This window comes from Bdellovibrio sp. HCB117, assembly GCF_047305915.1.
Lineage (GTDB): Bacteria > Bdellovibrionota > Bdellovibrionia > Bdellovibrionales > Bdellovibrionaceae > Bdellovibrio > Bdellovibrio bacteriovorus_B.
Map to the genome: position 1 here is coordinate 3,568,330 of NZ_CP178622.1, position 14,021 is coordinate 3,582,350.

10 protein-coding genes are annotated in these 14,021 nt (G+C 44.0%); 7 read left to right on the forward strand and 3 right to left on the reverse strand.

All coding sequences use genetic code 11. The annotated features are described in order from the left end of the window. Nucleotides 1–2: 2 nt before the first annotated feature. The 3 genes from ACLWBD_RS16915 to ACLWBD_RS16925 form a co-directional block, all read right to left on the reverse strand. Nucleotides 3–896: a cell division protein FtsX gene (locus ACLWBD_RS16915; RefSeq protein ID WP_063205524.1), complete on the reverse strand. Its 894-nt coding sequence runs from the start codon at nucleotides 894–896 to the stop codon at nucleotides 3–5. Then, nucleotides 893–1,555 carry a cell division ATP-binding protein FtsE gene (gene ftsE, locus ACLWBD_RS16920; protein ID WP_063205525.1) on the reverse strand — a complete coding sequence of 221 codons (663 nt, stop codon included), beginning with the start codon at nucleotides 1,553–1,555 and terminating at the stop codon, nucleotides 893–895. Before ftsE ends, ACLWBD_RS16915 begins: the two co-directional genes overlap by 4 nt. A gap of 82 nt (nucleotides 1,556–1,637) precedes the next feature. Beyond that, nucleotides 1,638–1,910, reverse strand: coding sequence for a hypothetical protein (locus ACLWBD_RS16925; RefSeq protein ID WP_063205526.1), 273 nt, complete (start codon nucleotides 1,908–1,910; stop codon nucleotides 1,638–1,640). Nucleotides 1,911–2,006: 96 nt separating this feature from the next. Here ACLWBD_RS16925 and ACLWBD_RS16930 point away from each other — a divergent pair, with 96 nt between their 5' ends. The 7 genes from ACLWBD_RS16930 to ACLWBD_RS16960 all read left to right on the forward strand — a co-directional run bounded on the left by ACLWBD_RS16930 (nucleotide 2,007) and on the right by ACLWBD_RS16960 (nucleotide 13,853). Beyond that, nucleotides 2,007–2,732, forward strand: a complete 726-nt coding sequence (locus ACLWBD_RS16930; RefSeq protein WP_413569064.1) for a YdiY family protein — start codon at nucleotides 2,007–2,009, stop codon at nucleotides 2,730–2,732. Between the two features lie 15 nt (nucleotides 2,733–2,747). Next, on the forward strand, nucleotides 2,748–3,182 hold the full coding sequence (gene mscL / locus ACLWBD_RS16935; RefSeq protein WP_413569065.1) for a large conductance mechanosensitive channel protein MscL: 435 nt from the start codon (nucleotides 2,748–2,750) through the stop codon (nucleotides 3,180–3,182). 149 nt (nucleotides 3,183–3,331) lie between these two features. Beyond that, complete coding sequence (locus tag ACLWBD_RS16940; protein WP_413569066.1) at nucleotides 3,332–4,741, forward strand: hypothetical protein; 1,410 nt, start codon at nucleotides 3,332–3,334, stop codon at nucleotides 4,739–4,741. Nucleotides 4,742–4,824: 83 nt separating this feature from the next. Continuing rightward, on the forward strand, nucleotides 4,825–7,485 hold the full coding sequence (locus ACLWBD_RS16945) for a penicillin-binding protein 1A (RefSeq protein WP_063205529.1): 2,661 nt from the start codon (nucleotides 4,825–4,827) through the stop codon (nucleotides 7,483–7,485). After that, on the forward strand, nucleotides 7,482–10,427 hold the full coding sequence (uvrA, locus tag ACLWBD_RS16950; RefSeq protein WP_413569067.1) for an excinuclease ABC subunit UvrA: 2,946 nt from the start codon (nucleotides 7,482–7,484) through the stop codon (nucleotides 10,425–10,427). Before ACLWBD_RS16945 ends, uvrA begins: the two co-directional genes overlap by 4 nt. A 12-nt stretch (nucleotides 10,428–10,439) precedes the next feature. After that, a complete protein-coding gene (locus ACLWBD_RS16955; protein ID WP_373998514.1) occupies nucleotides 10,440–12,158 on the forward strand; it encodes an ABC transporter ATP-binding protein in 1,719 nt (572 codons plus the stop codon). A 138-nt stretch (nucleotides 12,159–12,296) separates the two neighbouring features. Further along, nucleotides 12,297–13,853, forward strand: coding sequence for a sigma 54-interacting transcriptional regulator (locus ACLWBD_RS16960; protein ID WP_063205532.1), 1,557 nt, complete (start codon nucleotides 12,297–12,299; stop codon nucleotides 13,851–13,853). The last annotated feature ends 168 nt before the right edge of the window (nucleotides 13,854–14,021 follow it).

The window sequence follows — 14,021 nt, forward strand, 5'->3', positions numbered from 1 at the left end:
ACCTACACCCGACTTCCTGCATATCCGTCGTTAAGGCGACGAACGCAAAGATAGGAAGCCAGCGCACCTAAGAAAGTGCCCCCGACGACAAAAAGGAAAAGGGCCGGGTAACTGATGAAGTGAATGTGTTCACCTAGCTGTAAGAAACTAAGTTTGGTAACCAAAAAGCCTTTAAGACCCGTGTATAATAAAAGACAGAAAACCAGGCCAAATATAGAGGAGCTAAATCCTAAGATAGCCCCTTCCACCATAAAAGGTTTGCGAATCATTCCCGCCGTTGCACCGATCATTTCTAAGACGACGATTTCATCTTTTCGACTTTGAATCGAAGCACGAATCGCATTGGAGATCACAAACAGAGCCGCAGCCAAAATCACGAACCCTAGTAAAGATAAAGTCGTTTCAATCGTTGTGACAAGAGACGCGTATTTTTCAACCCAATCCTGACCGTAGCTAACTTCATCAACTCCCTCTAGCCCTTTGACTTCGGCTGCGAGCGACTTGAGGACCTGCATCTGATCCGATGTACTGACGTTAGGTGCTAAACTGACTTGAAGACTTGCCGGAATCAATTTCAAAAGCTCTTCATCTTGAGAAATGTCCGGAGCGTAGCTTGCCATTTGCGCACGAAAATCATTCAAAGCTTTTTCTTGATTTACCAAGTGAATGGCACCGACTTTACCAGTCTCTTTGAGTTTGTTTTCGATAAACTGACGACCCTGATCCGAAAGGTCTTGTGAAAGATAAACCGTCATTTGCACGTCTTCCCCCCACAACGTCAGAATATTTCTGAAGTTTTGAGAGATAAGAAGACCTGACCCCATAACAGCGAAGCAGGCTGTCACAACAATCAGTGTAGAAATTTTTAGAGCCCAATTTTTTTGTGGAGATCTCATTTCTTGTCTCCCACAATCATTCCGTCGCGAAGTTCCAAGGTGCGTTTGTTGCGACGTTTTACCATTTCATGATCGTGAGTAGCGACAAAGACTGTCGTGCCTTGAGCACAGACTCTCTCAAGAAGATCCATAATTTCTTCACTGAGTCTCGGATCTAAATTCCCTGTCGGCTCATCGGCGATAAGAACACCTGGCTGATGAATGATGGCGCGGGCGATCGCCGTGCGCTGCTGCTCACCACCTGAAACAAAATCCGGATACTGATCATGTTTGTGGGCTAATCCCACTTGCTCTAAAACTTCAGATACACGACGAGTAATGGCTGGGGTCTTGTCGCCACGGACCACTAAAGGAAGTGCTACGTTTTCAAAAATAGTTTTGTCTTTAAGAAGTTTAAAATCTTGAAAGACCACGCCGATCTTTCTTCTAAATAAAGGAATTTGACCTTCTTTGATTGAAACTAGGTCATGGCCCGCCACTTTAACATCACCGGATGTCGCAACATCGTATGCAGAAATCATTTTAAAAAGAGTTGTTTTACCCGCACCACTCGGACCGGTAAGAAAAACGAATTCACCTTTGTCGATACGCAAGTCGACATTCTTTAAAGCGTGAACCGGGCCGGGATAAGTCTTGTAAACATGAGAGAATTCAATCATCCCTCTATCTTATGAAAGAGTGACTGGGATGAATACTCGCCGGAAGTCGAGGTTTTGTACCTAATTGAAACTTTTCGCCGGATTAAGGCATTCCTCCAGCCATCAAAGTATCAATAATCGTCGAGTGTTGACGACGCAGAGCCAGTTTTATGGCCTCTTCACTTTGGTTGGAACCCGTACGCAGAACGGAATCATAAGGTGTTTTGATAGTTTTCATCACAGCGCCATTACAGAAAATACGGCTCACTAGAAAAGGATTCTGTAAACCCCAGTCTTCTGTTTGCACATGATATTTTTGTCCACGCACGGTGATGTCGGAATTAAAACCTTTTTGCACTTCAACAAACCTCGGCAAAGAAGCTATCAGAAATTCTTCGCGTACTCATCAAATTTTTCTTGGTGTCATTGTGAATTGAAACTAAAGTTAAGTCTAAATCGAAGGGAATTTACAATGAATGCAGTACGTTTCACGCTTACAAGTTTGGCATTTTTATTTTCTGTTTCTGTGATGGCACAAGAAAACCCGCCACCACCTTGGAAAGGCGAGGCAGAGGCCGGTGTGATTGTCGTCAGTGGTAACAACGACTCTGAAAGCTACAATGCGAAGGCAAAGACGGAATACACAGTTGATAAAAATCTTTATGCTGCTTTTGGTCGATATCTAAAAACAACGTCATTGGGTGTTGAAAGTGCGCGAAATTGGGAGGCCGGTGTTCGTTACGAACGACAATTCACTGATTACTTAAGTGTGTTCGTTGGACAAAAAGCTGAAAGCGACATTTTCAACGGCTATTTGCAAAGGGACTCAACCGACGCGGGTCTTAAATATTTTCTGACAAAAACGGATGAATTCACCTGGACCCTGGAAGCCGGTTATCGCTATCAAAAAACTCTTCCTACGACAGGACAAACAACTCACGACAACTTGGGACGTATTTACACTGAAGTTAACAAAGCTCTAGATAAAACTTTGGCATTTAAGTATTGGGCAGAATATCTGCCAAACTTCACTGAGCCTGAGGCTTTCCTGGCGAATACCGAAGCCTCACTTAACATTATGTTAAACTCGGTTTTCTCTTTGAAGCTTGCTTATCTTCTTCAATATCAGAACCAGCCTCCGGCAGATGGAAAGTATTCAACAACCACCACGACAATGAACCTTGTCGCAAAATTCTAACCAAGGACTCGACAGATGTTTAAAGAGTTTAAAGCCTTTATCATGAGAGGAAACGTTCTGGATCTGGCGGTCGGTATTATTATCGGCGCCGCTTTCGGAAAAATCGTTTCATCATTTGTTTCAGATATTCTGACTCCAGTTATTAGTATTGGCGCAGGAAAAGTCGACTTTTCAAATTTATTTTTCGCCTTGAATGGCCAAGATTACGGCACTCTGGAGGAAGCAAAGAAGGCTGGTGTTGCAACCATCAACTATGGCCTCTTCATGAACGTCGTTTTGGACTTTTTAATTGTCGCCTTTGCAATCTTTTTGATTGTTCGCGTGGCGAATCGTCTGAAAAAAGAAGATGCTCCACCACCACCGAATAGCAAGGAGTGTCCTGAGTGCCTTTCCAATATTCCACTTAAAGCCCGTAAGTGCGCACAATGTGGAAGCGCTCAGGCCGTCTAATATATAAGATAAATTCTTCGGTGCTTTGTCAGATCCAATCTAATAAAGCGCCGCTCTAGCATCTCAATTTGAGACGTAAACCTTTTGTTCATCCCTGCCGATAATTGGTACTGGTATTGCACCACCTATTTTCATCGGGGAGGAATCAAATGAATAAGATTTCAAGCACAACAGACAGAACAGTTGTCAAAATCTTTATCAACATCATTGCCACCGCATCTTTGCTTTCCTCTGTAGCTTCGGCTCAGAATACTGGCAATGGAAATAACAACAATCAGAACAACAACAACAACAATAATAACTCGCAGAGCGTGACTCCTATTATAGCAGGTCAGGCTTATGATCAATGCCGAGACGCTCGTGATAAACTGGCAAGAGCCGAAGAAAAAATTGGTGACGCCTGTAAAAAGGCCGGGTTGGGTTCAGCGAAAGACTGTATTTCAAAGGCAAAATCCTGCGGAACGGCTTCCGGTGAGGATTCATTCGACACAACTGCTGCATTTGCTACAGTACTAGGTCTTTCATCAACAGCAGCAACGGGCCTTCAAAATATCAGCAATGCTTGCCCACAGATGAATGGTCGTGACTATTTTACTGAAAAAAACAACATCCAAAAAGAGATTAAAGACACCGAAAAAGAATTGGCTGAGCTGAATGACGACAAAGCTCAAATCCAAGAAGACTATCAAAAAGAGATGGATAAAATCCAAGAGACTTTAACTAAAGCTCAAGAGGACTATAAATCCAAATCACTTGAAATCGACGCTAAAGAACGCGAGCGTATTGCTGAGTTCAATAACAGTCAAAACCAAGCCAAAGAAGAGATGCGCAAAAAAGGCGCGGATATCTTAAAGTTGCGTGGTCAAGTGACTCAATCTCAACGCGATAAGGCTTTGAAATTGATCGCTATGACAGATGCTTCCGGTAAACGCGCTTGTATGAAGGCCGTTACTGAAGCTAAGAAATCTTATGAAAGTGTTTCTGCGAGCACGAGCTCAAACCACATCGCTCAAGCTAAAAAGAAACGTCAAGAGCTGATCAACATCTATAATGATTGTATGGATGCTTTTGACCAGCAACGTATCGCTTTGAATGAGTCTAAAAAACAAGAACAAGATGAATTGAATCGCCAAATCGCCGACCTTCAATCTAGCTATGATGAAATTCAAAACAGCTTGAACCTCGCTTCTTCTCAACTTGAAGAAATGAAACAGTCTTCATTAAAAGAAAAATCAGATGCTCTTCAAAGCGTGATTGATTTGGGGACTCGTTCGCAAACTCAGATGCAAACGGCCTATACTAAGATGCAAGAGAACCTAAAAACTCTAGCTTCAAAACAAGCCAGCCTGACCGCCGCGTTGAATCGCGCGAACCAATCACTTATGACGTTAGGCCCTGCTCCGAAACGTAGTGCGGAAGACACTGCGGATGAGGCATCCAGTGAAATCTCAGCACAAGTTAATATCATTAAGAGTGTTGAGTCAGATTTTGCAAGCTGTTGGAGTGGTACATCAAAAAATTCAGCAACTGAAACATTAAAGAGATTGGGTGTGAAGTAACCCGTCTTCCGACTAGTCTAGTATCCCTAGACCCTTACGGGTCACACTGTTAGAATGGGGGCTTATTAAAGGAGCCCCCACTCGTGTTAAAAAAGATCGCCCTGTTTATTGTCGCGCTTGGCCTCATCGGAATTCTTAGCGCCTACCTTATTGTTAAATCCGTTCAATCCGGTCTTCCACAACTGATTACTGTCAAAGACTATCAACCTCTTTTGGTAAGCCAAGTTTATGATCGCCACGGAAAAAAGATTGGCGAGTTCTTTCGCGAAAGAAGAACACTTATCCCTTACGATAAGATTCCTAAACATGTCGTGAACTCCTTTCTGGCAGCGGAAGACGATCAATTCTTTGAACACAAAGGGATCAATCCTCAAGCCATCTTCCGTGCTGCTTTAGCCAATCTACGTGCAGGCCGTTCCGTTCAAGGGGGATCGACGATCACACAGCAGGTTGCTAAAACACTTCTTTTAACGGACGAGAAAACTTTAACTCGTAAAGTTCGTGACATCTTACTGGCGATCGAGATGGAAAAGAACTTAAGCAAAGAAGACATTCTGTTCCTTTATTTGAACCAAATTTATTTCGGGCAAGGTGCTTACGGAATTGAACAAGCAGCCCAGACATACTTCCATAAACCCGCGAGTAAACTGACTTTATCTGAAACTGCTATTCTTGCAGGCTTACCTAAAGCACCGAGTGCTTATAGCCCGGTTCGCAACCCGGTGCGCGCGAAAGAGCGTCAGATTTACGTGCTTCGCCGTATGGCTGAAGTGGGTTACGTGAAAAAAGAAGAATCTGAAGCGGCCATCAAAGAACCCGTGAAAGTTTTCGTTCGCGAAAACTACGAAGAATACGCGCCGTTCTTCTTAGAAACTGTTCGTCAGCTTTTAGTGGTTCAGCTAGGTGAAGACATGGTTCTTGATAAGGGCCTTCGTATTCACACAAGCTTAGATCTAGAAAAACAATTGGCAGCTCAAGAATCAGTTCTTGCGGGCCTAAAGGGTTTAGATAAACGCCAAGGTTACCGCGGACCGATTAAAAACATCACTGATGCTGAAGATGTTGAAGAGTTCTTAAAAGAAACTCAGAAAAAATTAATTTCTGACTTCACTCCTGAAAGAACTATTCTGCCGGACGGAAAATTTGCAGACATCGTTCCACCTAAAGATACGAAAGAAGGAATTCTTCCAGCGTACATCAAAGTGAAAGACACTGTGCAAGGTGTAGTTCAAGAAGTAAATGATGACACCGGTTTGGTGACGGTGAAGCTGCCTGAAGGCCAGGGTCTTATTGATATTGACTCGATGACTTGGGCTCGTAAGCCTGACACGGAAGTTCGCTATGATTTAGGCGCAATTAAAAAGCCGTCACAGGCTTTGAATAAAGGTGACGTGATCTTGGTCAAAGTTGTTGCCGAAAAATTCTCTTCAAACCGTTTAGCGAATGCGAAGAAAAAACCAACAGCAGCCCTTCCTGATTTCAATAAGTTTGTTGCGTTAGAGTTAGATCAAGAGCCCCTAGTAGAAGGCGCATTGATTTCTTTTGACCAAGATTCACAAGATGTGGTCGCGATGGTCGGCGGCTCTAGTTTTGCAAAAAGTGAATTCAACCGTGCAATTCAAGCTCCTCGTCAGACAGGCTCGGCGTTTAAAGCCATCGTCTATGCCTCGGCTTTAGAAAAAGGCTACACACCTGCAACTCCGATCATGGATGCGCCAATCGTTTATGAAGAAGGTGGCGCGGCGGATGATTCAGAGGGACAAGGTGATCCAAAAGTCTGGAAACCTTCCAACCACTCGAAAAGTTTCGGTGGCGATATCATGTTCCGCAATGCCTTGGTGAAATCATTGAACATCCCGACGGTGAAAATCATTGAAGACGTTGGTGTTCCCTGGGCCATGGATTATGCCAAACGCTTGGGAATCTATTCTCCACTGAATCCAGACTTCACGTTGGCACTGGGTTCAAGCAGCGTGACTTTATATGAAATGACAAAAGTATTTGCTGAGTTCGGTCGCCTTGGAAAAAGAATTTCTCCGCTGTTGATTCACAAGGTGGAAGACGCTCAAGGTAAATCATTGTTAAACACAATGAGCCTGGACACTCGTTTTGAAAAAGAAATCAAAGCAATCAACGACGAATTTGAAACTCGTCGCAAGGCTTATATGGAGATCGTGAACGATCCAGCCAAAGTCGAAGAGCTTAAAAAGAAAGATCCTAAGCACGCGAAACTAGATGAAAGTATCTTCTTCCAAGATGCAGATCAGCTAATTCGCCCCACAACTGCTTACGTGATGACGACACTTTTGAAGGGTGTCGTTGAAGATGCTGGTGGTACAGGTGGAAGAGCTCGCGCTGTCGGTCGTGAGGTTGCGGGAAAAACGGGATCGACAAACAACTACTATGACGCGTGGTTTATCGGATACAGCCCACAAATCGCGACAGGCGTTTGGGTGGGTTTTGACAAAGAAAAGAGTATTGGTAAAGGCGAGGTCGGTGGACGTGCGGCGTTACCTATATGGGTAGATTACATGAAAGCCGCTCATGAGGGACTTCCTCAGATGACTTTCCCGGTTCCTGAAGGTATCGTATTTGCTAATATCGACGCTGACACCGGAAAACTGGCTTCAGCTTCTACTAAAAAAATTATTCGTCAGGCCTTTGTTGAAGGAACCGAACCAACTCTTTCTTCAAGCAAAGCAGAAGAAGCAACAGACTTTTACAAACAGGATCTCTCTGAATGAAAGATATTCACCTCTGGGGGGTGAAACAAAACAATCTAAAAAACATTGAGGTTAAAATTCCTGTCGGATCTATGACAGTGATTTGCGGCCCCAGTGGTTCAGGAAAGTCTTCGCTTGCCTTCGAGACTCTTTTTGCCGAAGGCCAGCGCCGCTTCATCGAAAGTATGTCGAACTATGCTCGACAGTTTTTGAATAAAGCCCCAAAGCCTGACATCGAAGGCATTAGCAATATTCCGCCAGCTATTTCGATTGAACAAAAAAACACGGTGAAGAGTTCGCGATCTACTGTAGGTACAACAACAGAGATCATCGACTATCTGCGCCTGCTTTATGAAAAAATCGGAAAATCTTACTGCCCGACTCATCACTGCCCGACTGAAAAAGAAAGTGTGACGGAAGCCACGGCGAAAACGATCAAAGAGTTTTCCGGCAAGCGCGGTTACATTTTAGTCGAGATCAGTGAAGATGGACGTGTTGCTGAAGGCAAAAAACTTCATTCCCTTCTTTTGCAAGATGGTTACTTGCGTATCTATATTCCGAAAGGAACAGATACGAAACCTGCTCCTGAAAAAGCAGCGACAAAAAAATCCGCAAAAAAAGCTTCTAAACGTGCGACACCTGAATTTGTACCGGCGGCTCCCGTTGTTCCCAGTGGGTTGACTCACGAAGAAATGGGCACGGTGGTCGAAATTGGTGATGCGGCGGCCATTAAAAAAGGTCTTCCGAAAGAAACGTTCTATCTTGTCATTGATCGTATGAGCTTTAACGAAGATGAACATGGGCGTATCGCGGACTCTTTAACTCAAGCTTACGAAGCAAGTATTAAGTACAATACGACAAACATCACTCGTCGTGCGACAATCTTGACCACTGAAGGTCAACGCTTGCAAGTGAGCGAAGAATCTTCTTGTCCTGTCTGTGGATACACTCCACCACCGTTAAGCTCTCGTCTTTTCAGTTTTAATTCTCCGATCGGAGCTTGCCCGACATGTAAAGGTTTTGGAAACACGCTGGATATCGATGAAGGCAAAGTCATTCCGAACCCCAATATGAGTTTGGCACAAGGGGCTTTGAGTCCTTTCTGGATGCCTAGTGCCGCGCATGAAAAGAAACAGCTTCTTAGCTACTGTAAAAAAGCGAAGATCGATGTTCACACTCCGTGGAAAGATCTTCCCAAAGCGCAACGCGATACTATTTGGAATGGGAATAAAGAATTCTTCGGCGTGCGTGGTCTTTTTGAGTACTTAGATCAGATTAAATATAAAATGCATGTGCGCGTTTTCATTTCGCGCTTCCGCAGTCCTTTCTTGTGTCCAACATGTAAAGGGGCGCGCCTTCGTCCTGAAGCGAATAACGTTTTAGTGGCGAATGCAAATATCAACGATCTTTCAACAATGACGATTGAAGACCTTCATCAGTTTTTCCAAAAACTGGAAGTGTCGGCTCATCATCAGGAGCTTGCGGGCGAAGTCTTAAAACAAATTCGCTCCCGTCTTGAATTCCTGATGCGAGTGGGAGTTCACTATCTTTCGTTAAGTCGGGAAACTAGAACTCTTTCTGGTGGTGAATACCAACGTTTGATTTTAGCGAATCAATTAGGCATGGGATTGTCGCAAGCCTTGTATGTCCTGGATGAACCGACTGTAGGCCTTCACCCTAGAGATAACGATCGTTTGATTTCTATTCTTAAAGATCTGAAAGAACTTGGTAATACATTGGTGATCGTTGAACACGATCACGATGTTATTAAATCCAGCGAGCATATTATTGAAATGGGACCTGGCTCTGGTTACCTTGGTGGCGAAGTCGTTTACTCTGGGGCGACAGAAGACTTCTATGACTTTGATAAGTCGGTCACCGTTCCTTATCTAAAACCGGATAAAAATAAAGCTCCACTTCGCGTCTCTCGACCCGTGGATGTTGATTCCTACAAGGTGAAGCTCGAACTAAAAGGGGCCAAAGGTCACAATCTAAAAAATCTAGATGTGACGATTCCGCTCAATCGTCTGGTCACAGTCACTGGCGTCAGTGGATCTGGTAAATCGACCTTAGTAACGAAGACACTTTATCCTGCATTGGCGCGCGCTTTGGATTTAGAATATCTTCCGGCGCAAGAGTACGCAGGCCTTGAAGGCACAGAGCATATTAAGAACGTGCTTTTGATTGATCAATCTCCGATTGGTAAATCAGCGCGCAGCTCGCCGATCACTTATCTTAAAGCTTTTGATGCCATTCGTACAATCATGGCTGGCACGCAAGAAGCGCAAGCTCGTGGATACACTCCTGGAACATTCAGTTTGAACGTTGATGGAGGACGCTGTCCTGCTTGTAAAGGCACGGGTTATGAAGAGATCGATATGATGTTCATGGATAACGTTGTTATTCCGTGCGATGTCTGCGATAGCAAAAAATACCGCCCTGAAATTCTAGAAATTCAGTACAAAAACAAGAATATTCACGAAATCCTGTCGATGACCGTGAATGAAGCTATGAATTTCTTCGTGGCTCACCCGAACATTCGTAAGCCTTTGAGTGTCCTTAAGGAAGTGGGCTTGGATTACCTTCAATTGGGCCAGCCAGCGAACTCATTAAGTGGTGGGGAATCTCAGCGCTTGAAAGTTGCTAAAGAGCTTTCTCAGGTGAATCAGAAGGCAACGCTCTACATTCTAGATGAGCCGACAACAGGGCTGCATTTCCGTGAAGTCGACCTTTTGATGAAGGTTCTAAGCAAACTCATTGAAACTGGCGGCAGTGTCGTCGTGGTTGAGCATAATTTGGATGTTATTCGTGGTTCTGATTATGTCATTGACCTGGGGCCTGAAGCGGGTAAAAAAGGCGGAAACATAGTGGCTGTGGGGTCTCCTGAGGACATCATGAAGACCAAAAAAAGTCTGACCGGCCAGTATTTAAAGCGCTATTTAGAAGACCAAAAAGGTCCTTAAAGTTGGAATAAGATGTTACCTGAGATTAAGAAGTTAGTTGCCGAGCTGAAACCGTACAAAAAAACAATCGCCATCGTGGCCGTCACAGGGATTGCGTACGCATTAGCGGCTGCTCAGTTTGCCTTCCTCACAAAGTCTTTGTTCGATGCTCTTTCTGGCTCAAAACATGATGAGATCATGAACTTAGTTCCCCTAGCGTTGGGACTTGCCTTAGTCATGGCCGTGGGTCGTTACTATCATATTTACCTTATGAATTACGTTGCTGAGTGCGTGGTGCAAAACATCCGTCAAAAGCTTCAGCAAAAATTCATGAGCTTAAATCTATCTTTCCATAATAACTATCATGCTGGTTCTGGTGGCCTGATCAGCCGTATATTGAATGACATCCGCACTATTCAGGATGGCTTGCGTGTTGTTGCCGATATCTTCTTGCATCCTCTTTTATTGATCGCACTTATTACGAATCTTTTCCGCATCGACTGGAAGCTGACGTTGGGAACAATGATTGCGGTCCCTTTCATTGCGGCGATTTTGAAATCGATCTCTCGCAGTATGAGAAAATATATTCCACAGGAAAGAGACGCTTTGGAATATATGACTTCGACAATCAAGGAAAGCTTGGATGGAGTTCGCATCATTCAATCTTTCAACCTTGAAAAAGATATGGCCAAACGCCTTATCGATGATTCCAATAAGTACTTGGACATTCGCAAGACTATTTACAAACGCCAGGAAGCTGCGGGTCCAGCAACTGAATTTATCGCGACGATTATTCTTTTAAGCGTTCTGCTTTACACAAGCTTTGAAGTGGCCGCAGGAAGAGCAACGCCGGGTACATTCATCGGATTCTTAACTTCATTGTTGATGATCAATCAGCCGATCAAGCGTGTGCAAGAGGCTTACGTTCGTATTCAAGAGGTTACAATCTCTGTACAGCGTATCTTCTCTATTATCGAAGATCCTTCTGAAGTTCCACAAAGCCCGCTGAATAAGCCTTTTCCGAAGAACTGGAAAAAAATCACTTACCGCAATGTCAGCTTTTCTTACGGTAAAGATATGATTCTTAAGAATATCAATCTTGAGATCAATCGCGGCGAAGTTGTCGCTCTGGTTGGCGCCAGCGGAAGCGGTAAATCCACGATCGTGAACTTGCTTGAACGCTTCTTTGATGCGACTTCAGGTGAAATTCTGATCGACGATATTAATATCTTAGATTTGAACCTAAAAGACTTGCGTCGTAACGTGGCCCTTGTCACTCAAGATGTGTTCCTATTCAGTGACACGATCGAAAAGAATATCTGGGCGGGTGATTACAATAGAAACCGCGCCGATGTTCTAGCGATGGCAAAATTGGCTAACGCCCACGACTTCATTATGAAGATGCCTCAAGGTTATGAAAGCCGTGTTGGCGATCGCGGCAACCTTCTTTCTGGCGGCGAAAAGCAGCGTATTAGTATTGCGCGCGCCATGTTTAAAGATGCTCCGTTGCTGATCTTGGATGAAGCTACCAGTGCTCTAGACACTGCAAGCGAGATCGAAGTGCAAAAAGGTTTAGATCATTTGATGGAAGGCCGTACAGCCCTTGTGATCGCTCACCGTCTATCGACTATCCAAAAAGCTGACAAGATCGTCGTTTTGAAGAACGGTGAGATCGTCGAAGTTGGAAATCATACTCATCTTCTAGGCCAGCAGGGCGAATACTTCCGTTTTCACAGCCTTCAACACACCTAAATCTCACTCTGAGACACGCAATCTGGCCTTTTGCCAGATTCGCACTCATTTTAGACAGTCCCACCTAAAGTTCGTCTACTTTCTTGACGATAAAAGATTTGACACTTTTTTCGTCACTGAACTGAAAGGAACGGACTTATGATTAATTGGGATGAGTTTGAACATATACATGTGATCAACAAGCTCAAACAGATTCTCAGCGCATGGTGGAACATTGACGTTGTCTTCACTGACGAGCGCGGTGCTTTGAAAGGTTATGACTCTGATAAAGTCACCTTCAACAATCCTGCTATCACGGCTCTCGTTAAGAAAGAAGCGGGTCAAGCTAGCATTGCTGAGCTAGTAACAAAATCTTTGGATGATCTTCGCACTTCTCAAAACCGCTATAGCCTTCGCAAGTGGGACATGGTTGGTTTTGACACGGGTGTATTCCCGATCATGATCGACAATGACTGTGTAGGTACGGTTGTTGCGATGGGCTTCTTCCGCGACTCTAACTACACGGCTCGTTTATCTGAGATTCGTGACCGCTTGGCGGCTTTTGGCTTGTCCGGCGAAGTTATCGAAAAATGTTTGGGCAAATTGAAATTCTTGGACGATCAAGAACGCGCTCACTTCAGCGAGCTCTGTGAACTGGTGGCTCAAGAGATCGTGACTCTTCACTTAGAGATTTCTTCTCGTGAAGATCGCATCAAAGAATTGAATAAAGAACTTGGCAATCGCTTTAAGTACGACAACATGATTGGTAAATCGAAACCAATGCAATCACTGTATGCTCTTTTGGATAAAATCAAAGGTGCTGATTCAACAGTGCTTGTTCAAGGTGAAAACGGTACGGGTAAAGAGTTGATTGCAAAATCAATCCACTACAACTCAAACCGCAAAGACAAACCTTTCATCATCCAAAACTGTTCTGCATTCAATGACAACCTTTTAGAATCAGAACTTTTCGGTCACGTTAAAGGATCGTTCACGGGCGCTCTTAAAGATAAAAAAGGTCTTTTCGAGATGGCTGACAAAGGAACATTCTTCCTGGACGAGATCGGTGATACGTCTCCACAAATGCAAGTGAAGCTTCTTCGCGTATTGCAAGAAGGTACATTCACTCCGGTGGGTGCGACTGAACAAAGAAAAGTCGACGTGCGTATCGTTGCGGCGACAAACCGTAACTTAAAAGAGATGGTTGAACAAGGCACTTTCCGTGAAGACTTGTACTATCGCTTGAACGTTATCAACATCCGCGTTCCGCCTCTTCGTGAAAGAAAAGAAGACATTCCATTCCTAGTGGACTTCTTCTTGGGTAAGATCCACGATCAACAAGGTGGACCAAAACGTCAGATCACGAAACGTGCTTTGGAAAAATTGTATGATTATCCATGGCCAGGTAACGTGCGTGAATTGCAAAATGAAATCGAAAGACTTTGTGTTCTTTCCGGCGACGAAACGAAGTTGATGGCAGAATTGCTTTCTCCAAAAGTTTTGGAAGCAGGCGAAAAGAACAAGGTTCAAGGTTCTCGTTTGCAGGGTAAGTTGAAGGATGCGTTGGAAGATCTAGAGCGCGAAATGATCCGTGAAGGTCTTCGCCGCACAGGTTGGAACAAATCCAAACTTGCTAAAGAATTGGGTATCAGCCGCGCTGGTCTTATCATGAAAGTTGAAAAATACGGTCTTGATAAGCGTAAGCTTGCTCGCTAATTCTTGAAATTCTAAATGAATCAAAAAAGGGCTCTGCTAAAAACAGAGTCCTTTTTCTTTTCTGAAACGACAGTGACACTCCCCGCACCCACCCTAAATATTTTACTGGTATGATCGAAACTTAGCGGGTTTTAAGACCTCTTTTTGCCGCCATTTTTTTAATCACCT

What these genes read in the sequence shown, in the direction of transcription:
- ACLWBD_RS16915 (WP_063205524.1), bottom strand. Translation starts at nt 896, where the DNA reads ATGAGATCTCCACAAAAAAATTGGGCTCTAAAAATTTCTACACTGATT.
- ftsE (WP_063205525.1), bottom strand. Translation starts at nt 1,555, where the DNA reads ATGATTGAATTCTCTCATGTTTACAAGACTTATCCCGGCCCGGTTCAC.
- ACLWBD_RS16930 (WP_413569064.1), top strand. Translation starts at nt 2,007, where the DNA reads ATGAATGCAGTACGTTTCACGCTTACAAGTTTGGCATTTTTATTTTCT.
- mscL (WP_413569065.1), top strand. Translation starts at nt 2,748, where the DNA reads ATGTTTAAAGAGTTTAAAGCCTTTATCATGAGAGGAAACGTTCTGGAT.
- ACLWBD_RS16940 (WP_413569066.1), top strand. Translation starts at nt 3,332, where the DNA reads ATGAATAAGATTTCAAGCACAACAGACAGAACAGTTGTCAAAATCTTT.
- uvrA (WP_413569067.1), top strand. Translation starts at nt 7,482, where the DNA reads ATGAAAGATATTCACCTCTGGGGGGTGAAACAAAACAATCTAAAAAAC.
- ACLWBD_RS16955 (WP_373998514.1), top strand. Translation starts at nt 10,440, where the DNA reads ATGTTACCTGAGATTAAGAAGTTAGTTGCCGAGCTGAAACCGTACAAA.
- ACLWBD_RS16960 (WP_063205532.1), top strand. Translation starts at nt 12,297, where the DNA reads ATGATTAATTGGGATGAGTTTGAACATATACATGTGATCAACAAGCTC.